The 19,788-nt window shown below is 59.3% G+C and carries 10 protein-coding genes and 4 pseudogenes; 8 read left to right on the top strand and 6 right to left on the bottom strand.

Translation table 11 applies throughout. The annotated features are described in order from the left end of the window. Window positions 1-109: 109 nt before the first annotated feature. From ACVWW3_RS18995 to ACVWW3_RS18985, 3 genes are all read left to right on the top strand, one after another. A complete protein-coding gene (locus ACVWW3_RS18995) occupies window positions 110-1,243 on the top strand; it encodes a glycosyltransferase family 2 protein (RefSeq protein ID WP_456672055.1) in 1,134 nt (377 codons plus the stop codon). A gap of 263 nt (window positions 1,244-1,506) precedes the next feature. Then, the gene (locus ACVWW3_RS18990; RefSeq protein WP_247444036.1) at window positions 1,507-2,421 is read left to right on the top strand and encodes a glycosyltransferase family 4 protein; all 915 of its coding nucleotides are present in this window, start codon (window positions 1,507-1,509) and stop codon (window positions 2,419-2,421) included. A gap of 32 nt (window positions 2,422-2,453) precedes the next feature. Beyond that, on the top strand, window positions 2,454-3,359 hold the full coding sequence (locus ACVWW3_RS18985; protein WP_456649032.1) for a right-handed parallel beta-helix repeat-containing protein: 906 nt from the start codon (window positions 2,454-2,456) through the stop codon (window positions 3,357-3,359). A gap of 118 nt (window positions 3,360-3,477) precedes the next feature. On the opposite strand, the gene ACVWW3_RS18980 is transcribed toward ACVWW3_RS18985, so the two are convergent. Beyond that, window positions 3,478-3,900, bottom strand: coding sequence for a 2OG-Fe(II) oxygenase (locus tag ACVWW3_RS18980; protein ID WP_456672412.1), 423 nt, complete (start codon window positions 3,898-3,900; stop codon window positions 3,478-3,480). Window positions 3,901-4,230: 330 nt separating this feature from the next. Continuing rightward, a pseudogene (locus ACVWW3_RS18975) lies at window positions 4,231-4,581 on the bottom strand (redoxin domain-containing protein); the annotation flags it as partial. Window positions 4,582-5,220: 639 nt separating this feature from the next. Here ACVWW3_RS18975 and ACVWW3_RS18970 point away from each other — a divergent pair. From ACVWW3_RS18970 to ACVWW3_RS18955, 4 genes and pseudogenes are all read left to right on the top strand, one after another. After that, window positions 5,221-7,695 (top strand): Ig-like domain-containing protein, encoded by a 2,475-nt coding sequence (locus ACVWW3_RS18970; protein WP_456649033.1) that lies wholly within the window; start codon window positions 5,221-5,223, stop codon window positions 7,693-7,695. A gap of 268 nt (window positions 7,696-7,963) precedes the next feature. Next, a pseudogene (locus ACVWW3_RS18965) lies at window positions 7,964-9,722 on the top strand (type I secretion system permease/ATPase). Continuing rightward, window positions 9,719-11,033: pseudogene (locus ACVWW3_RS18960) on the top strand (HlyD family type I secretion periplasmic adaptor subunit). Before ACVWW3_RS18965 ends, ACVWW3_RS18960 begins: the two co-directional pseudogenes overlap by 4 nt. Window positions 11,034-11,891: 858 nt before the next feature. Then, window positions 11,892-12,506, top strand: a complete 615-nt coding sequence (locus tag ACVWW3_RS18955) for a transglutaminase-like cysteine peptidase (protein ID WP_456649034.1) — start codon at window positions 11,892-11,894, stop codon at window positions 12,504-12,506. Between the two features lie 226 nt (window positions 12,507-12,732). Here the strand turns inward: ACVWW3_RS18955 and ACVWW3_RS18950 are convergent, their stop codons facing one another. From ACVWW3_RS18950 to ACVWW3_RS18935, 4 genes and pseudogenes are all read right to left on the bottom strand, one after another. Further along, on the bottom strand, window positions 12,733-17,391 hold the full coding sequence (locus ACVWW3_RS18950) for a DUF4082 domain-containing protein (protein ID WP_456672054.1): 4,659 nt from the start codon (window positions 17,389-17,391) through the stop codon (window positions 12,733-12,735). A 391-nt stretch (window positions 17,392-17,782) separates the two neighbouring features. Beyond that, complete coding sequence (locus ACVWW3_RS18945; protein WP_247443969.1) at window positions 17,783-18,031, bottom strand: acyl carrier protein; 249 nt, start codon at window positions 18,029-18,031, stop codon at window positions 17,783-17,785. After that, the gene (locus ACVWW3_RS18940; RefSeq protein WP_456672053.1) at window positions 18,018-19,061 is read right to left on the bottom strand and encodes an HAD-IIIC family phosphatase; all 1,044 of its coding nucleotides are present in this window, start codon (window positions 19,059-19,061) and stop codon (window positions 18,018-18,020) included. The genes ACVWW3_RS18945 and ACVWW3_RS18940 overlap by 14 nt, the downstream gene beginning before the upstream one ends. A 136-nt stretch (window positions 19,062-19,197) precedes the next feature. Continuing rightward, a pseudogene (locus ACVWW3_RS18935) lies at window positions 19,198-19,587 on the bottom strand (HAD-IIIC family phosphatase); the annotation flags it as partial. Between ACVWW3_RS18935 and ACVWW3_RS18930 the strand changes: the two are divergent. Then, window positions 19,477-19,743, top strand: a complete 267-nt coding sequence (locus ACVWW3_RS18930; RefSeq protein ID WP_456672462.1) for a hypothetical protein — start codon at window positions 19,477-19,479, stop codon at window positions 19,741-19,743. The pseudogene ACVWW3_RS18935 and the gene ACVWW3_RS18930 sit on opposite strands and share 111 nt — an antisense overlap. Window positions 19,744-19,788: the final 45 nt, after the last annotated feature.

Raw genomic sequence — 19,788 nt, 5'->3', positions numbered from 1 at the left:
AGGCGGTCATTCAATATTTCAATATTAAATAAAGTAAATCGGATTGCAACTTCGTCTATTTAAAGATATAAAAATATATAATTAATTCAATAGTTGGAGCGGACGCCCCATGACGGCCGGGTTAAAGGCTAGCCAAACGGACGGTTCGTGTGGGCTGTTGGCAAACCTCGCCTTTGAGGTCGCGGTGCTCATCGTCGGCTATCGGAACCCACAGGACATCGTTGATTGTCTCCTGGCGTTGTCTCGTGCGACGGCTTCGCCGGCGTTCGACATCTTCATTTGCGAAAATGGCGGTCATGATGCCTATAACCGCCTTGTCGGCGCCCTGATCGGCAAAGGAGGCCCTTGCGTGCGGGGCCAATCTCCTGGAACCGGGATAGATTGCGACACCAACCGGTTTACCGACGTTCAGCACCTGGCTCTGCGAGCAAGATCGTCGAATGTGTGGGTTGCGTGCGCCCTCGACAACCTGGGCTATGCAGGCGGGATTAACGCGTGGTTGCGTCCCCTCTCTGCGATACCCACCTGGCGGGCCATCTGGATCTTGAATCCAGACACCCAGCCGACCGAGTCTGCTTTGGCGGCGCTGCACGAACGGGCCGAGTCCGGCCGAAAGGCGATGGTGGGCAGCACCATTCTCGACAGCTTGGACGCAGACCACGTGAGATTTCGCGGCGGACTTTCCTGGCAGAAGCTGGCGGCGAGAGATGTCGCCATCGGCCTGGGAGAGCTTCTCAACGTGTCCTGCAACATCGCCGCCGTTGAAGACGCGATGGATAGCCCTTCGGGAGCATCGATGTACGTGACCCGCTGGTGCATCGAGCAGATAGGGCTGATGGATGAAAGCTATTTCCTGTTTTATGAGGATATGGATTGGGGGCTTCGGGCGAGACACTTGGGGCTCGGTTATGCGGTCGAATCGATCGTCGTTCACAAGCGAGGTACGACGACGGGTTCGGCCAGAGGTTCATCGGCAATACCGGTACTCTCCGTTTATCTCCAGCACCGCAATTGCGTTCGCTTTGTACGGCGACATTTTCCGTGGTCGGTGCCTCTTAGAGTTGCGGTTTCTCTGATGTATGCGCTCAGGTTCCTGCTGCAGGGAGCGCCAAACAACAGTCGCGCTGTGGTCGAAGGACTTGTCGCTGGACTGAAAGGCGAGATGGGTCGGCCGGAATGGCATACTGAAAATGTGCCAGGCGACGCGCGCGCGGTGTCGGATGTTCGTCAAGTAGGCGGCTAAAGGGCTGTCATATGGGTGCGCATGTCGGTGTGTTCATGCCTCTGCCGGTCACGCCGAAGGGGCCCGCTTATACTTGCGGAATGCTGGCCCGAGGTATGACAGCGCCCGATTTTGAAGTCACGATCGTTTCCCCTCGTGCAGCAGTGGATCTGGTATCCCCCGCGAAGGCTGTGCAGGTCCTTCCGACATGGGCTCGATATGTGCCGTACAAGTGGGTGAGATCGAGATCCACGAGAACTATTGAAGGTATGTTTTTGAAGCAGATGACCAAGGAAACATTCGGAGATCGCATCGCCTATATTTGGCCAGATGCATCGTTGAACACCATCCTTGAACTTAAGCGCCACAATATACCAGTTTTCCGGGAGATGATTAATTGCCATCGAGGATCAGCCAAAGTCATTCTCGACGAAGCGTACAAACAGTTGGGCCTATCTCCTCGTCACGCAATTACCGACGAATCGGTTGATGCCGAGCAGGCCGCGCTGGACGCTGTGGACTTTATTTTTTGTCCAAATGCTATGGTCGAGGCATCGCTTCTCCGCAACGGTCTACCTGCGTCGAAATTGGTGAGTACGAGTTATGGGTGGGACCCGCAGCGATTTAGCGGGACCAACAGACTCCTACCCCCGTGCGACGGCATTACTGCGGTATTCGCCGGCTCCATTTGCGTCAGGAAGGGCTGTCATCTGCTTCTGGATTATTGGGCGCGGAGCAACGTTCGTGGAAGACTGGTGCTGGCGGGCGTGCTCGAGACCGCTATAAAGGAACAATGCGCCGCTCTCCTGGCAAGGCCTGATGTTGTTGTGCTTGACTACGTGAACGACATTGGGAGCCTCTATCGCTCGGCTGACATTTTCGTCTTTGCCTCCTTGGAGGAGGGGGGGCCACAAGTGACTTACGAATCGTGCGGATGTGGCTTGCCGGCCATTACGACTCCAATGGGAATGGGAAGGATTGTGCGAGACGGTCAGGAAGGGCTTATCCTGAACGCCTATGACGAAGATGGATGGATCATGGCAATTCGCACGCTTGCAGAGGACGGTGATCGTCGAAGGCGCTTGGGCGCGGCAGCCGCGGAACGCGCGCGCGCATTTGGTTGGGATGAAGTTGCCGTTAAGCGAAGGCGACAGATGTTGGAGCATGTCGCGATCGCTCGGGCTGCGGCTTGTGCTTAATGCGGCGAGCGGCTTAGGTCAGGAGTGTGAAGGTGAGCAAGTTGTCGGATTTGCTTCAGCACTATCGATCCACTAAGCGCCGCGCAGGGGTCTGCTCGGCCATTTTTCAGATTCTTGTTTCGTCCGCGGCTGACGCAGAGACAATCAGGCTTCGCGACAAGGCGATCGATTTGACCGGCTTCCCGGATGCGACCACCACCGGCGTTCCTCCCGGAAAGGTTCTGGCCGCCTCTCCTGGGCTCGTGATTAGTACCCCAGGTGCGGTAATCGAAGGTCTGGATATTACTGGTCCGGTGATAGTCGAGGCTCGGGATGTCAGGTTGCAGGATTGCAAGGTTACCCATGCGGGCCACACCGTCATTGTGATTAGGGGTGGAATCACAGGGACAATCATCCAAAATTGCGAGATCGATAATCGAGGATATGGCGGTCAGTGCATAGCTGGCCAAGGGACGTTTCTCAGAAACAATATCCATGATTGTGCCGACGGAATTGATGTCCGCGGCGACAACACTCTAATAGAGGGTAACTACATCCATCAAATGACGGGGCCTTCCGACTCTCACTTTGATGGGGTCCAAGCCGACGGAAAGTTTTCACATCTGAGCATTCGGCAGAACACCATCATCAACGAGAACACGCAAACGTCGGCAGTCATGATCGATAATTATACGGGGCCGATCGACGATGTGATGATCGGCGGCAATTTGCTGGTCGGCGGCGGATATACCGTCTACATAAATGAAGTTGCGAAGGGCCAACCTGGCGGTGGACCGGTGACGAACGTGGTCTTCACGAACAACCAACTCGCCGGAGGATATTGGGGCCCGCTTGATCTTAGAACCGAGTTGGGCAACGTGCCGGTTATCTCGGGCAACATTGACAAACTCACTGGTCGACCTGTTCGGGGGCCGAACAAACCAGGACTAAGAAGATAGCCTCGATTGAGCGAGCAACCGAACCGAGCAGCTACTGCGAGAGTGCTGCTCGAACGGATTTGCAGCAGGCCGAAGCACTCAATTGCAGCCGATCGCAATCGAGGCATCGTTTGGCTCCTTATGATCCGGGAAAGCCGGAGGCGTGATCCACATGCTGGGATTGGCGACCCGGACTATCGTTGGTGCCTACCATGCTGTGCTTCTCACGGATATGTTGAGAGATCTCATCATAGAGAAAAGAAACGAACGCATAACGGCGATGACGTGTGACCGGTGTGACCTCGTGCAAAAGTGAGCAGGAAAACACGATGGCGTCTCCAGGCCGAGTGCGATAGGTTTGAGAATCGAATTCGGGGAAGTTGAGGCAGCCGCCTTCAAAAGTCTCGTTCAAGTTGATAGTGACGGCGAAGCGACGGTGAGCGACTATTGGTGACGTATTGTCGCGGTGTGGCTTAAAATGTCCTCCAGTCGTCGCGTCGTAGCACGCAACCAGATATCGCTCGATGCGCGTCGCGGAGAATTGGAATGCGCGATAAACCATGGGCAGCAGTCGCCGTGCCAAAGACTCTCTGGCTTCCCGAAGTGCATCCTCATCAACGATGTAGTGATCTAAGCGTCTCCTAAATGTGGGGTCGAAACGCCGGACGATTTTTCCTTCGTTCTCTACTAGTCCGATTTCGCGCCCGCCGTTCGCCGCGTGAAGGTTGATAAGCTTACGACAAAACAGAGGATCAAACACTTGAGGTATGATAAGCACCGGTGCGGTTTGGCTATTTGGTGGGCTCGCCAGGTGCTCTGTCAATTTAGAAACGATTCGCCCGACAAAGTCAGTCGGTTGGGTTAGGTGCACAATCTCAATAATCTGTAGTGCAGGACTTAATATGAAAGCAGCCGGATCGATTGCTGCGAGCTGCGCCGCCGGTCCTTGAGCGACGTATCGTTGCAGTATGGCTCCGGTTGAATCTAATAGAAAGAGCTGACCGGCACGATCCTGGCGAACTCGCTGCAGACGGAAGTCATCCGGATCATTGCTGACTCCAACGAAGATGGCGCGCTTACCGTCAAATAACTCGTCATGCCTCCTGAAATCGCTGAGCACTTCTGCGACATTGTGGCGAGCAGCGGAGTCGAAGAAGAACAGCACGATGACGCGACCGGCAAGTTCGTCGAAAGCAATGGTGTTGCAAGGCTGCGTGCCGGTGGACGCGGAAAACCACGGGGCCGGTTCGCCAACATTTAGAGGTGAGCTTCGTGATCATACGTTGTCCTGCTTGAGCCGTTCTGACCAATATCGAGGAGCGTTCTTTCAGTTAGCGTGGGCTGAATTGTGGTCGTGTGCCTCTCCTTGTGTGCGGTGATCGCCTCCAAAGGAAACGATTCTGCTTTTGGCTACGCAACGCCGTCGCGTGTTTTAATGTTTAATGCGTGATAATACGTCATTTAATGATCAAGCCGTGCAGCGGATCGCAGGCTCCGTAATTAGGGGCTTGGTGGCGCCGCCACACACGCATGCACACAAAAACCGTGAATAACTTTCGGTATGGACTTGCGGTAAACTCCTGCGCCGCACAGCCTGTCGCTGGCTATCCCGCAGAGTTATTTCGCGTTTTAAATACCGAAGCGGCCTGTGTGGCGCGGGCCGCTCAAGAAATGACCCTAGTCACGCCGCCATCTGGTCCCAAAAAAGTCCTCGCCGACAGAGCATGAGACAGCGCATGGGCACGCGTGGGGATAATCGCAGCCCAAAACTCACTGCACGTCGAAACTGTGAAGGAGAAGTCTCTTGGCAATTACTAATGCTTGGCCTGATGCTACGAATACGGGGGTGTCAGCGGGCGTCACCTTAACTCCATCAGGTGGCATGGAGATCAACACACCAGGGGCGGTGATCTCTGGGCTCGATATCACTGGTATGGTGGTGATTAATGCGCCGAACGTGACCTTGAAAGACTGCAAGATATCGGGCGATGGATGGACGGTCGTCCGGGTTGCGTCCGGCATTACAGGAGCCGTCATCGAGAATTGCGATATAAACGGGATGGGGACCGGTGGCCAAGGTATCACTGGACAAGGGACGTTCCTGAACAACAACATCCACGGATGTGGTGACGGTATCGGCGTTGGAGGCGATAATACTGTCATTCAGAACAACTACATCCATGACATGCAGGGTACTTCCGACTCGCATTTCGACGGAATCCAAGCCGATGGCGATCTTTCTAATCTGACCATCAGCCACAATACGGTCATCAACGAGCACACGCAGACCGGGGCGATCATGCTCGACAACTATTGGGGGCCCATTGATAACGTCAAAATCGACAACAATCTGCTGGTTGGTGGTGGCTATACTACTTACCTCAATGAGGTGGCTAACGGCCAGCCCGGCGGCGGTGCAGTCACAAATGTGTCCTATACGAACAATCACATCGGTGGCGGCTATTGGGGTGACCTCGATCTGAGAACTGAACTCGGTCATGTGCCCGTGATGAGTGGGAATGTTGATGATGGAAAGGCTCTAGCCCTCACGCTCAACACATCGGCGAACAGCGGTACCGACACGGGCGGGACGGCACCAACCGCACCAGCCGCACCAGCCGCTCCCGTCATCGCGTCGTTCTCGACCGATAGTGGCACCGCTGGCGACAAGATCACCAACGACAATGCCATTGAGCTCAAGGGATCTGCTGCTGCCGGCAGCACGGTCAAGGTCTACGACGGTACGACCCAAATTGGCTCGACGAGCGCGGACTCGAGCGGCCATTGGGACTACATCACAAAGGTCCTGACTGACGCCAAGCATACGCTCACTGCAACCGCGACCAACTCGTCGGGTCAGACCAGCGCGGCGTCGTCTGCTTTGGCGATCACCGTCGATACCAAAGCGCCGAGTGCGCCGACCATTGCCAGCCATACGGTGAACAGCGCCAATCAGGTGGTGATGTCGGGCAGTGCCGAAGCGAGCAGCGTCGTAAAGGTGTTCGACGGCACGACCCAGGTCGGGACCGCGACGGCTAACAGCAGTGGCGTGTGGGGCTATACCACCAGCGCCCTGGCGGCCGGTTCGCACAGCCTTACCGCGAAGGCAACGGACGCGGCAGGCAACACCGGCGCGGCGTCCACCGTGGTCACGGCCAGCACGGGCACTTCGACGTCCCCGACCACGCCGACGTCGCCAACGACTGGTAAGCAAATCGAGTCCGATGGTGCGACAAGTCTCGTTGAGAGCAACGGCAAATATTATCTCAACGGCAGCAGCGGATCGGGCCCCACGCTGAAGGATCATGGCGTGGATTTTGTGGACGGTTCAGATCACACCTGGGCTCCGATTGGTGCGGAGAAGACGGCGACGGGCTATCAGGTTGCCTGGAAGGAGGCGAGTACCGGTCAGTACACGGCCTGGAACACTGACAACAACGGCAACTACCTTTCCCATGTTAGCGCCCTGACCAGCTCCACGTCGGGCTCCGTGTCAGGTACGGACTCTGGCCTTAAATCGCTCGAGACGAGCTTCCATCAGGATCTCAACGGCGACGGGCAGATCGGTACTTCCAGTGCTTCCACACCGACGTCCCCAACCACGCCGACGCCGCCAACTACTGGTAAGCAAATCGAGTCCGATGGTGCGACAAGTCTCGTTGAGAACAACGGCAAATATTACCTCAACGGCAGCAGCGGATCGGGCCCCACGCTGAAGAATCACGGCGTGGATTTTGTGGACGGGTCAGATCACACCTGGGCGCCGATTGGTGCGGAGAAGACGGCGACGGGCTATCAGGTTGCCTGGAAGGAGGCGAGTACCGGTCAGTACACGGCCTGGAACACCGACGACAACGGCAACTACGTTTCGCATGTCAGCGCCTTGACCGGCTCTGCGTCGAGCGGCTCCGTGTCGGGTACGGACTCTGGCCTTAAATCGCTCGAGACGAGCTTCCACCAGGATCTCAACGGTGACGGGCAGATGGGTACTTCCGGCGCAATTGCGTCGTCCGCCGTATCCGCCACGGTACCGGTCGTTTCTTCATCGGGCAGTACTTCCCTGAGCTCGACGAAGACCAGCACCACGGGTAACGACGTCATGGTTGGCACAGCAGGTGCGGATACATTCGTGTTTGCGTCGAAGTTCGGCCATGACGTCATCAAGGACTTCGCTGCCAGTGGACCCGCTCACGACACGGTCCAATTCAGCAAGAGCGAGTTCGACAGTTTTGCGAGCGTTCTCTCACACGCGGCCCAGTCAGGCCACGACGTCGTCATCGCGACGGGGAGTGACACGCTCACGCTGAAGAACACGCAGCTCGACAAGCTGAACAGCCACGACTTCCACTTCGCTTAGGAGACGGGCCAACCACATCGATTAGTACTCAATAACTGCCTCGGGGGATCTCTTGGGGGATCTTCCGAGGCATGTTTCAAGGGCGGGTGCCATGACTGACTTTGGACGGCGGGGGATGATTCCCCCGCCCGCGAATCTTTATCGAATTCCACTCTTGCATTTGTCGGGATTATGGGCGGCCGGACGACAGTGGGCGGATGACGCCGAACTGCGTACGCCGCGACTGATCGGCTGGGCAAAGCGCCCGGTCGAAGCCCTGCGGCAACGGATGTTCGCTGGTCGACCCCGGCCGGCGGAGCATTATGACGAGCCCCAGTCAGAGATGTCGTCTTTCCTGCGCTCTTGCCGCCGGGTTTTCTGGGCTCTCGCGGCCTTCAGCGGGATGAGCAATCTCCTTATGCTCACCGGGTCGTTTTTTCATGCTGCAGGTCTATGATCGGGTGCTGCCCGGGCGCAGCATACCGACGCTGATCGCCCTTTTGGTTCTGGCCACGGTTCTCTACCTGTTTCAGGGTGGGCTCGACCTCGTCAGGAGCAGGATCAGTGCCCGGGTCGGCCGGTATTTCGATGAAAGGCTCGGCGTTCGAATATTCGACGCGCTTGTTCGCCTGCCTCTCAAGACCAGGGCCGATGGCGATGGCTTGCAGCCGGTGCGGGACCTTGATCAGGTCCGCAGCTTCCTGTCGAGCGGGGGACCGACGGCGCTCTTCGATCTGCCTTGGATGCCGATCTATCTCGGCGTCTGCTTCCTCTTTCACTTCTGGATCGGCGTCACCGCGCTGGCCGGCGCGCTGGTGCTGGTCGGCATTACGATGCTCACGGAAACACGCACCCGAGGGCCGGCAAAGGCGTCCTCGCGCCTAGCCGTTTCGCGAACTGCCCTTGCGCTCGAGGGGCGGCGAAATGCCGAGGTTCTGCAGGCCATGGGCATGCGGCAACAAGCGGCTTTCCGATGGCGGGATGCCAACGCGAAGTACCTCGCCGCCCATGAGCGGGCCAGCGATGCCGCAAACGGACTCGGCGGCGCCTCCAAGATCTTTCGGGCGATATTACAATCGCTTGTTCTCGCCGTTGGCGCCGTCCTCGTCATCAACCAGGAATCGAGCGCGGGCATCATCATTGCCGGATCGATTCTCACCGCGCGTGCACTGGCGCCCGTCGAAATGGCTATTGCGAACTGGAAAGGTTTCGTCGCCGCGCGGCAATCGGGGCAACGGCTCGATCACTTGCTGAAGCTTCTGCCTAACGAGGAGAAGCGCCTGGCATTGCCGGCCCCTGTTGAAACCCTCACCGCCGAGCAACTCTATATTGGCGCCCCGAACTCCGAGAGGCCCACCCTTAGCGAAGTATCGTTCCAGCTGCGGAGCGGGCAGGCGGTTGGAATTATCGGTCCGAGCGGATCCGGCAAGTCGACGTTGGCTCGTGCACTGGTTGGTGTGTGGCCGTGCATTCGAGGCAGGGTCCGGCTCGACAATGCCGCGCTCGATCACTGGTCTTCAGACGCCCTTGGCAAGCACATCGGTTATCTGCCTCAGGACGTTGAATTGTTCGACGGCAGCATCGCAATGAACATTGCTCGGTTCGACCCGGAGGCAACGGCCGCTGCTGTTCTGGAAGCCTCACATGCTGCGGGCGCGCACCACCTCATCCTTTCCCTCCCGGACGGCTACAGCACGAAGATTGGCGAGGGAGGGCTCGCGCTGTCGGCGGGTCAGCGGCAGCGTATCGGGCTCGCGCGCGCATTTTTCGGCAAGCCCTTCCTGGTAGTGCTTGATGAGCCGTCTTCCAATCTCGATGCCGAGGGCGAGGAGGCCTTGACCGAGGCGATCCTGAACGTGCGCCGCCGGGGAGGAATTGTCGCCGTTGTCGCTCATCGTCCGAAGGCGCTGGAAGGTGTGGACCATGTCTTGTGCCTTGGGGAAGGCAAGGTTCAGTCCTTCGGCAAGAGAGAGGAGGTTCTCAAGAGAGTGTTACGAAACCCCGCAGCGCTCAAGGTCGTAGCGGAAGCTCAGGGAGGCGGTCGATGAACGGCCAAGTGGCACCGGCGATGCAATCCATCCAGCGTTACATGATCGTCGGTATGATCATGTTCGGTCTGGTCACCTTTGGGATCGGCGGTTGGGCAACAACGACCCAATTGTCTGGCGCGGTGATCGCCCAGGGCGTGATCGTGGTGGATTCGAGCGTCAAGAAGGTTCAGCATTCCACTGGTGGGATCGTGGGAGAGTTGCGCGTGCGGGAGGGCGCCCGGGTCAATGCAGGGGACATCTTGATCCGCCTCGACGAGACCCAGACGCTCGCGAATGCGACCATCGTCACAAACAGCCTCGATGAGCTGTTCGCGCGGCAGGCTCGGCTCGAGGCCGAGCGCGATGGCGCCGAGCAGGCTATGTTTCCAAAGGCGCTGCTCGACCGGGCCAACGAGAGTAACTCCGAGGCGAGCCGTGCAATCACCGCGGAGCGGAAGCTGTTCGACCTGCGTCGTCAGGCGAGAAGCGGCCAAAAGGCGCAGTTGCTGGAGAAAGGCGCGCAGCTGGAAAATGAGATTAAGGGCTATACAGGGCAGACCGAGGCCAAGGTGAAGGAAGTCGATTTCATCCGCCAGGAGCTGGAGGGCGTTCGCAGCCTCTGGCAAAAAAATCTGGTGCCGATCACGCGGCTCAATTCTCTCGAGCGCGATGCCGCCCGGCTCGAAGGCGAGCGCAGCCAGCTGGCAGGAATGATTGCTCAGTCGAAAGGCAAGATTTCCGAAATCGGACTCCAGATCATTCAGATCGACCAGGACCTACGAACGGAAGTCGGCAAGGACCTGATCGAAACGCGATCGAAACTCTCTGAGCTGGGCGAGCGCAAAACTGCGGCGGTCGATCAACTCAATCGGGTCGATATCAGGGCACCGCAATCCGGACGTGTCCATTGAGCTGAGCGTCCACACGGTTGGTGGTGTGATCTCTCCCGGCGAGCAGATCATGCTGATCGTGCCCGACGCGGACTCGCTTGCGGTTGAGGTCAAGATCGCACCGCGCGATATCGACCAGGTCTATCTGGGGCAGACCGCGACGATGCGCTTCGCGGCATTCAACCAGAAGACTACGCCCGAAATCGATGGAGATGTCAGCATGGTCTCCGCAGACATCACACAGGATCAGCGTGCCGGCACGAGTTACTACACGGGCCGCGTCCTGCTGAAGCCCGAAGAGCTGGCGAAACTCGGGTCAGCCAAGCTGCTGCCCGGAATGCCGGTGGAGGTCTTCATCAAGACGGGAGGTCGGACCGCGTTGTCCTATCTGCTCAAGCCGCTGCACGACCAGGCGGAGCGCGCCTTCAAGGAGCGCTGAGTCTTCGCGGAAGATCGCAGCACTCGACTGCACGCATTCGGGGCTGGCGCCTTTATCCACGGGCGCCGGCGTTGCGACCAAGCCCTGAAAGCACGGCTGGGCGGCCCGACGCATCCGCAGCGGGCGTGCCTGGCCGACGAAAGCGCGTCACAAGCCGGGACGGAGTCTGCGGTCGGGTTTCAAGGCCCGACCGCGGCGTTCTGGTGATGTCTGGTCGCCGGAAGAGATTTGACGGGGCGAACGTGGTGAGATCGCCCCACCGCCTGATCAACCGCAGTAAATTGCGCAGCTTTCGACGGATTGACCGTGACGGATGCCTGTTGCCCGTGGGCGAGGCTACCGATCGCTCGAACGACCGCCCGCTCAGTACGTCCATTCGCCTAGCGTACAGGGTCATCGCCGCTACAAAAACCAGCAGTGTAGCTTCAGCCCCCAGAATGACGAGCAGCCCATCCGGCATATGAATCCGTCCTGCCCCAGGAAACACTGTTTGAAGATTTGGCCTCAGTGAACAATTAAATCAAGAATATAATTATATGTGTCGTTAAAATGTCGGCATGGCTCTGGATACGCGGAGCACGTTCCGTGCCGTGAATTGACGGACCTTTCCATCGGGGCACTCAACCCGATCAAGACTGCTCGCTCCATTCATTCGTGCGTTCTCGCTTGGCAGCGGCCCCGCGCGGCACCACTGGGGACGACTCTAGGCATCCATTTAATTCTGCAGTTTGTTTATTGCAAATTAAATAAATTATAACTAGGGTTAAAAATTATAACAGAGGTCATTCCCGCGACCGGGGCGACCGCGCTCGGCGGTGAATCCGGCCCTCAATTTGGCATTCGCAGGGGGATCGGCAGATGCAACGAACCTCGGGGCCAGCCGTGGCGGCAGCTGTAGCTGTCATGATCGGAGGCGCTCAGTGGGCGCGTGCGGCATTGTTGACCGTGCCGACGGCCCCGCAAGCGGCTTTTGCGCACATCGAGCTGGGACGCCCGACGCTTCCACCCCTTACTTATACGGTGTTTTGCCTGCGGTATGAGGCTGAATGTCGCCTGCGGCGCTCCTTCCGCGGCGGGCCGATCCGGTTGACGAAAGAACGGTGGGCAGAGCTGAAAGCAGTCAATCGCGTCGTGAACCGCGCGATTGCTCCGCAGCCTAATCAATTCGGCCTTGCCGGTGAGGAGTGGGTCGTTAACCCCGATCGTGGTGATTGCAACGACTACGCTGTGACGAAGCGTCATGAACTGCTGCAACGCGGCTGGCCCGCGCGGGTACTTCTATTGAGCGAAGTGGTCACAAGTTCTGGAGATCATCACCTTGTGCTGGTGGTGCGCGCCAGGACCGGCGACCTTGTCCTCGACAACCTGACGCCCGAGATAAAGCTCTGGTCGCGGGTACCGTATGGCTGGGTCCGCATGCAGATGCCGAGCGACAGTCGAATGTGGGCGACGACTGGCCGTCCTGCAGCATGACTTTTGCCACGCGGCCGGAAACATGATGGGCTGGCGCTGGCGGGAGGCTCGAGCCGGGGCATGCAAGTGCAACCCATCCGTGGGTCTGCTGTGTCGGAATGGTGCCGGCTCTGTCGTACCCGCTGATGTACAAGTATAGATAAGTCTCAAGAGTGGTAGCTTCTCTACGTCTCACCTCAGCCGGGGCACCGACATTCGCCCCGCAGATTGCGGGGCGCGCCCGCTGTCATGACGCCGCGAGCCCCAGCGTGCTCCCGGCGGCAGCCGAGGAATCCACCCAGCGTCGGATCGTGCCATCATATATGTCGGCGCCGTAGAGCCACCCGTCGGGTCCCTTCTGCAGGTCCACAATGCCTTGTACGTTGTCCACCAATTGGACGCCTGCGACCTGACGGCTCGCATTCAACGTCGCAGCGAAGATCGTTCCATTGTAGACGTCGTCGAAGAACATCGTGTTCTGATTGTAGAAATCTCCCACGGTAATTACGTGGGCGTTGTCCGGAGCCCCGTGGCTTAGAGGCAGGATCGGGAACACGGCAGCCGGGTCGGACGTGTTGTTGCGGTTGCCATTATTGTAGAAGGTGATCGCCTGGGGGAGGTTCTGGTAGCTAGCGGTTCTGTCCGGGCCTTCAAGATAAGGCCATCCAAAATTCGAACCGGCGGGGCCTGTATCGATCTCTTCCCAGTTGTTCCATCCCACGTCTCCCACCACAGGCAGATTCGTGACGGGATCGAAGCTGAAGCGGTACGCGTTGCGGACGCCGTAGTAGAACACTTTCGACTGATTGCTGTTTGGATCGCCGGCCTGATAATACGGATTGCCGGGCGCTCCCTCACCTGTAACAGGATCGATCCGCAAGAGCTTGCCAGAGAGATTATGGATGTCTTGGACCCGCACTGCGCGCGGATCCACGAAGTTGTACGATGTGCCATCCCCGACCGTGAGATAGAGATAGCCGTCGGGGCCGAAATGAACGGCACCTATGGAGTGCGAATCGCTGTCGGTCGCAAGATAATCACGAATGTTCTGGTTCTGGATGCCGGGCCGATCCGGATCGTTGTCCTGCGATCCAACCTCGATCTGACTCGCGGGAGCTGTGATTGTGGTGCCGTTGACGATCCCGGAAGGAACAATGCTGGGATCGCCGCCGCTGTTCGCGTCGGGGCGGCTGATGTAGGCCCAGACGCTGTTCTTGCCGACCAGCACCACTTCACTGGACGGATCGGCGATCATGGTGGTGGGGTCGACGGTGACCCTCACCAGACGATCAGGTCGGTTGCCGCCCTGATCGGCGGCTGCGAGACCGCTCTGGCCCGCCGTCTCGGGCGGATCGTAAGTGTAGAGCAGGTAGACATAATGGTTGCTTGCGAAATTCGGGTTCACCGCGATCCCCAGCAGCCCGCGATCACCGAAATCATTTACCTCGGCCGAAAGGTCGATGAGCGGAGTCGATCGCAATGTGCCGTTGTCCACTACGCGCACCACGCCGTCCTTCTGCGCGACCAGCATGTAGCGTCCGTCGGGAGTCCAGTCCATCGCCGCTGGTTCGTTCAGCCCCGTCACGGCTGTCTCGCCCACCAGATTGCCGAGAGCGGGGTTGTCATTATCCAGAATCTTCACTGTCGTTGTCGCCTGAGGGCCGAGAGTGGCGCCGGTCGGGTTGCTCAAGGTGACGGTGAAGGTCTCGTCGTTCTCCGGGGTCGTATCATTGACGATCGGCACCGAGATGGTTTGGCTCACCTGGCCGGCAGCAAAGGTCACCGTGCCGGATGAGGTCGTGTAATCGGAACCTGCGAGTGCGCTGCCGTTGCTCGTCGTGAAGCCGACCGTGGCTGCTTGATTGACGTTCCCGCTGCGCAGCAGCGTGATCGCCGCCGTCGGGGTACTCTCCGCAACACTTACCGCGACGTCCGCCATTGCGATCGAGGCGGGGGAGTCGTCGTCGATGATGGTCACGAGCACAGTGCGTGGAGCTCCGAGGGATCCGGAGCCCGGATTTTGAATACCGACAGCGAACGTTTCGTTGCCCTCGGTCAGTTGATCGTTGACGATGGAGATGGTGAAGCTCTTTGTGCTCTCGCCCGGTGCGAAGACGATCTGGCCGGTGTTCGCCCGACCGTTGAAGGTGGGCTGGATGAAGTCCGATCCTGCCGTGGCGGTTCCACCGGTGCCGATTTCGTTCGTCGTGTACTCGACGGTGTTTTGAGACTGGAGGTCGCCGGAGCGTGTGACGGTGATGGTGGCCGTGCCGGCCGCTTCACTGACATAGATCGTGGACGTGTTGAGGAGCGCGATGACGTTGGACGGGGCGAACACGACGTCGCGGAAATAGTTTGCATTCTGATAGGTGGCGGTCGGGAAGGCGCCTTCGGTATAGTCGAAGACGCCGGCGCCGACCGGAGCGTTCAGGCCGCCATTGCTGATGCCAGACGCGAAGCCTTGGGTGGTGGAGACGTAGTAGCTGTTGATGTTGACCGAGACCACGTAGGTCGTTCCGGCCGCGATGGTGAGCGGCGTGGCGAGCGTCTGCTGCTGCCAGCCCGATGCGCCTTCGTTGGTGAATGTGACGGTCGCCAACTCCTGGCCGGTGGCCGACCAGATGTGGCCGATATGGGTGCCGGTCTCGTTCGAGGCCTTGTAGTACCGGATCGCCTGGATCACGCCGGAAGCGTCGCTGGTGAAGCGCATCCCCAGCTCATAATCCGCCCCTGTCCCGTCGGTGGCATTGGTGTTGACGGGCGTCTGGGTGGTGAACAGGGTGGTGGTGGCACTCGCAGCGCCGACCGTCGCCGTGGCCGCGCTGGTTGCGTTCTCGGCGGTGCCGAGCTGGTCGGTGTAGGTGGCATTGACCCGGATCCGCTTGCCGACCAGGCTGCTGTCGAGGGTGAGGCTCGCGGTCGTGGCGGACAGATTCGTCCAGGTGGTGCCGTCGGGGCTGCTCTGCCAGCGATAGGTGATGCTGGCCGGGACGCCGTCGGGATCGGCGACGCTGGTGGTCAGCGTCTGGTTCTGGGTCGCCGTGCCGTTGATGGTGACGATGCCGATGTCGTTGACGTTGGCCACTTTCGTGGCAGTCGCGGCGCTCACCGGGGTCTCGCTGCTGCCCAGGGAGTCCGTGTAGACGGCGCTGACACGTATGAAGCCGCCGACCTGGGCCTGCCCGAGGGTCAGCGTGCTCGCCGTCGCGCCCGTGATGTTGCTCCACGTGGTGCCGTCCGTGCTTCGCTGCCATTGATAGGTGATGCTGCCCGGCAGGCCATCGGCATCGCTCACCGTCGCGGTCAAGGTCTGGTTCTGCGTCGGCGTGCCGCTGACGCTCACCGTACCGGGGTGATTGGTGGGTTGGGTCCCGCTCGCAGCGAACACGACGTCGCGGAAATAGTTTGCATTCTGATAGGTGGCGGTCGGGAAGGCGCCTTCGGTATAGTCGAAGACGCCGGCGCCGACCGGAGCGTTCAGGCCGCCATTGCTGATGCCGGAGGCGAAGCCTTGGGTGGTGGAGACGTAGTAGCTGTTGATGTTGACCGAGACCACGTAGGTCGTTCCGGCCGCGATGGTGAGCGGCGTGGCGAGCGTCTGCTGCTGCCAGCCCGATGCGCCTTCGTTGGTGAATGTGACGGTCGCCAACTCCTGGCCGGTGGCCGACCAGATGTGGCCGATATGGGTGCCGGTCTCGTTCGAGGCCTTGTAGTACCGGATCGCCTGGATCACGCCGGAAGCGTCGCTGGTGAAGCGCATCCCCAGCTCATAATCCGCCCCTGTCCCGTCGGTGGCATTGGTGTTGACGGGCGTCTGGGTGGTGAACAGGGTGGTGGTGGCACTCGCAGCGCCGACCGTCGCCGTGGCCGCGCTGGTTGCGTTCTCGGCGGTGCCGAGCTGGTCGGTGTAGGTGGCATTGACCCGGATCCGCTTGCCGACCAGGCTGCTGTCGAGGGTGAGGCTCGCGGTCGTGGCGGACAGATTCGTCCAGGTGGTGCCGTCGGGGCTGCTCTGCCAGCGATAGGTGATGCTGGCCGGGACGCCGTCGGGATCGGCGACGCTGGTGGTCAGCGTCTGGTTCTGGGTCGCCGTGCCGTTGATGGTGACGATGCCGATGTCGTTGACGTTGGCCACTTTCGTGGCAGTCGCGGCGCTCACCGGGGTCTCGCTGCTGCCCAGGGAGTCCGTGTAGACGGCGCTGACACGTATGAAGCCGCCGACCTGGGCCTGCCCGAGGGTCAGCGTGCTCGCCGTCGCGCCCGTGATGTTGCTCCACGTGGTGCCGTCCGTGCTTCGCTGCCATTGATAGGTGATGCTGCCCGGCAGGCCATCGGCATCGCTCACCGTCGCGGTCAAAATCTGGTTCTGCGTCGGCGTGCCGCTGATGCTCACCGTGCCGGGGTGATTGGTGGGTTGGGTCCCGCTCGCAGCGAACACGACGTCGCGGAAATAGTTTGCATTCTGATAGGTGGCGGTGGGGAAGGCGCCTTCGGTATAGTCGAAGACGCCGGCGCCGACCGGAGCGTTCAGGCCGCCATTGCTGATGCCAGACGCGAAGCCTTGCGTGGTGGAGACGTAGTAGCTGTTGATGTTGACCGAGACCACGTAGGTCGTTCCGGCCGCGATGGTGAGCGGCGTGGCGAGCGTCTGCTGCTGCCAGCCCGATGCGCCTTCGTTGGTGAATGTGACCGTCGCCAACTCCTGGCCGGTGGCCGACCAGATGTGGCCAATATGGGTGCCGGTCTCGTTCGAGGCCTTGTAGTACCGGATCGCCTGGATCACCCCGGAAGCGTCGGCGGTGAAGCGCATCCCCAGCTCATAATCCGCCCCGATCCCGTCAGTGTCGTTGGTCAGAACGGGAGCCTGAGTGGTGAACAAGCTTGCCATGTTGTTCTCCAGCGCCATCGATTCTTGTACTCAGCAAATTTAACAAACCAAATCGTGCAAAGCGAGATTAAATAAATTAAATAATTATATTTGTTAATGGCATTCTTTAATGCGCTTGTGAAGCAAGCGGCGTTTGCACGGATGTCAATTTCTCTTGAAAAGGTGCGGTTCCCAGTCAACCTCCTGATATGAACAGCTGTTGGCGGCTGCTCCCGTTGATTGCAGGCCGCCCAAGGCGTGCTCGCTTCAGTGGAGGCAACGATATCGGCGCTGAGGGTTCCGCTCGACCTCAGACGAACAATCGCCGGCTGCGGCTATGCGCAGCGGTGCCGCGTCACGCCCATAAGCTGGGCCGGAGACGCCAAAAACGGTGGCGGATCGCGTATTCCCGCGATCGTCCTTTGCGATGTCAGCTCTTTGGTTCTATCCGTTTCGCGATCAGATCGGCGAACTCACCCAGGTTCCGGGCCGTCTCGGCTTCGCCAACGCGGAATCGCACGCGAAACTTCTGCTCGACGGCGATGACCAGCGAGATCTGCATGAGCGAGTCCCACTCCTCGACGTCGGCCGCCGACAGCTCGGGTCTGGCCACGACCTTCTCAAGGAAGATGCCGTCGAATAGCTCCTGCAACTTCACCAGTACTTCAGCCTGCTTCATAAGCCCTCCGGGTTATGCGGATCTTTGTCGAACGCGTCTGATACTTCTCCACATCGAGCTCGAACTTTATTCGGGTGGCGGAGCCTTCCGTACGCACGAAGCCAAACTCCTCGTAGATCCCAGCGACGATCCCGTTTTTGGCCGTCGGAAGATAAATGCCGCGCGCTTTCGCGCAGCCAGCGACCTTTGCAAGCCGAAAAATCTCGTTCATGATCTCGTCCTCGACTTGGCGCTTAAGCACGCGGCAGCTCATAAGCCAGGTATCGAGAACAAAGGCGTCACCCTCGATCTTTGCAATGACCACAGAAATGAGCCCGGAATCACCGAATCGATCTTCAAGCCGCATCGTGAAGCACAGGTAGTCCTGCCTTTTTAAGAGCCCCCGGATCTCAGCTTCGGATCGACGGACAGTCGTCAGGTTGAACTGGTTACTGCGTGCAATCAGCTGGGCGATGCGTGGTAGGTCGAGCGAGTCGAATTCCTTAATCGTTCCTCGCATCTCCAACGACGCGAGGTAGGCTGGCATGTCGGTGACGCTCGCCGCGAGCTCCGTACGTCGCCGTTCCTGCCTATACTGCGCCGTCCGCTCGAGATCCTCCTCGGTGACGTTCCGGGGCTCGAAATGGCGCCCGGCTTGGAGGCGGCCGATGAATTCGGCGGGATCCGGCCCGAGGAGCACGCCTTCGACCTGGGGCTGAAACTGGCGCACGATCTCGATCTCCGCTGGGTTGTCGTCGACGAAGACGAAACTCTCCATGCCAACGCGCAGTTCATCCGCGATCCGCTGCAGGTTGTCAGACTTCGGGTCCCAGTTGGCTTTGAAGGCCGCGAAATGCTCCAGCCGGAGAACCATCTCGGGATGCGTCTCGAATACCTCGATCGCGCGCGCATGGTCGTTCTTGCTGCACACCGCAAGCAGGACGCCGCGCTCGGAAAGTGCAAGGAGGTACTTCTGGAAGGCCTTGAAAGCTTCGCCGCGGGGGGACGAGTCGCCAAGTTCGATTCCTTCGACACCGTCCTCCGCGATCACGCCGCCCCATAGCGTGTGATCGAGATCGATTGCCAGTACCTTTCTTGGGGCTTTGCCTCCGGGAGGCGATCAGATGGCTTAGCTCTTGCGCGACGTCCACGAGAAAGTCAGGCGATCCGAGCTGCTTCGATTCATACCACGCTCGCGCATCCGCCGCGGCTGAGATCCCTCGGCGTGCCGAGAGGAACTCGACGTCGCAGATTTGCACCTCCGCTGGGGCCCGGAGCCCGAGTTCGAGGTTTACCGCTTTGCGGAAACTCCAATCGGCGCTAAGCGTGCGTGAACGAAACGAGCCGAGATCGAGCTCGCCTGGCAGCGGAAGATTCGCGAGAATCACCGCCGCATCCGAGCGGTCGATGAAAGTCTGCGCGAGGTTGAGGAGGTGCTTCGCCGCGTTGACTGCAGCTTCACGCTGATGCTCTACGGCATCGAGGAGCGAGCCGGAAAACCGACAGTGGCTTGCATTCGGCAGAATGAAGGCGATCTCCGGCTTGAAGGCGTACAGCGGGCTGGAGCTGTCGAGGATTTCCGAGACGAAATTATCGTACTCGCCGAGGAACTGTTCGCACTCGACCCCACGAACGGCCAGGAGATGTGCAACCAATTCGTGCAACGGATACAGGTTGTAGCCACCGATCAAGGCGAGGCGGAGTTTTGGCTGGACACTTTCGATCGAAGGTAACTTCGCCTTTTTTCGAAGCGCCGACAGAAAAAAAAGTTCTGAAAA

The organism is Bradyrhizobium sp. LM2.9 (assembly GCF_054056555.1).
The sequence above is the reverse complement of the archived record's forward strand: the minus strand, read 5'-3'. Positions and strand labels throughout refer to the sequence as shown.

Coding starts and splice junctions, on each gene's coding strand:
- ACVWW3_RS18995 (WP_456672055.1), top strand. CDS start 110: ATGACGGCCGGGTTAAAGGCTAGCCAAACGGACGGTTCGTGTGGGCTG.
- ACVWW3_RS18990 (WP_247444036.1), top strand. CDS start 1,507: ATGACCAAGGAAACATTCGGAGATCGCATCGCCTATATTTGGCCAGAT.
- ACVWW3_RS18980 (WP_456672412.1), bottom strand. CDS start 3,900: ATGGTTTATCGCGCATTCCAATTCTCCGCGACGCGCATCGAGCGATAT.
- ACVWW3_RS18970 (WP_456649033.1), top strand. CDS start 5,221: ATGGAGATCAACACACCAGGGGCGGTGATCTCTGGGCTCGATATCACT.
- ACVWW3_RS18955 (WP_456649034.1), top strand. CDS start 11,892: ATGCAACGAACCTCGGGGCCAGCCGTGGCGGCAGCTGTAGCTGTCATG.
- ACVWW3_RS18950 (WP_456672054.1), bottom strand. CDS start 17,391: ATGGCGCTGGAGAACAACATGGCAAGCTTGTTCACCACTCAGGCTCCC.
- ACVWW3_RS18945 (WP_247443969.1), bottom strand. CDS start 18,031: ATGAAGCAGGCTGAAGTACTGGTGAAGTTGCAGGAGCTATTCGACGGC.
- ACVWW3_RS18930 (WP_456672462.1), top strand. CDS start 19,477: ATGCTCTACGGCATCGAGGAGCGAGCCGGAAAACCGACAGTGGCTTGC.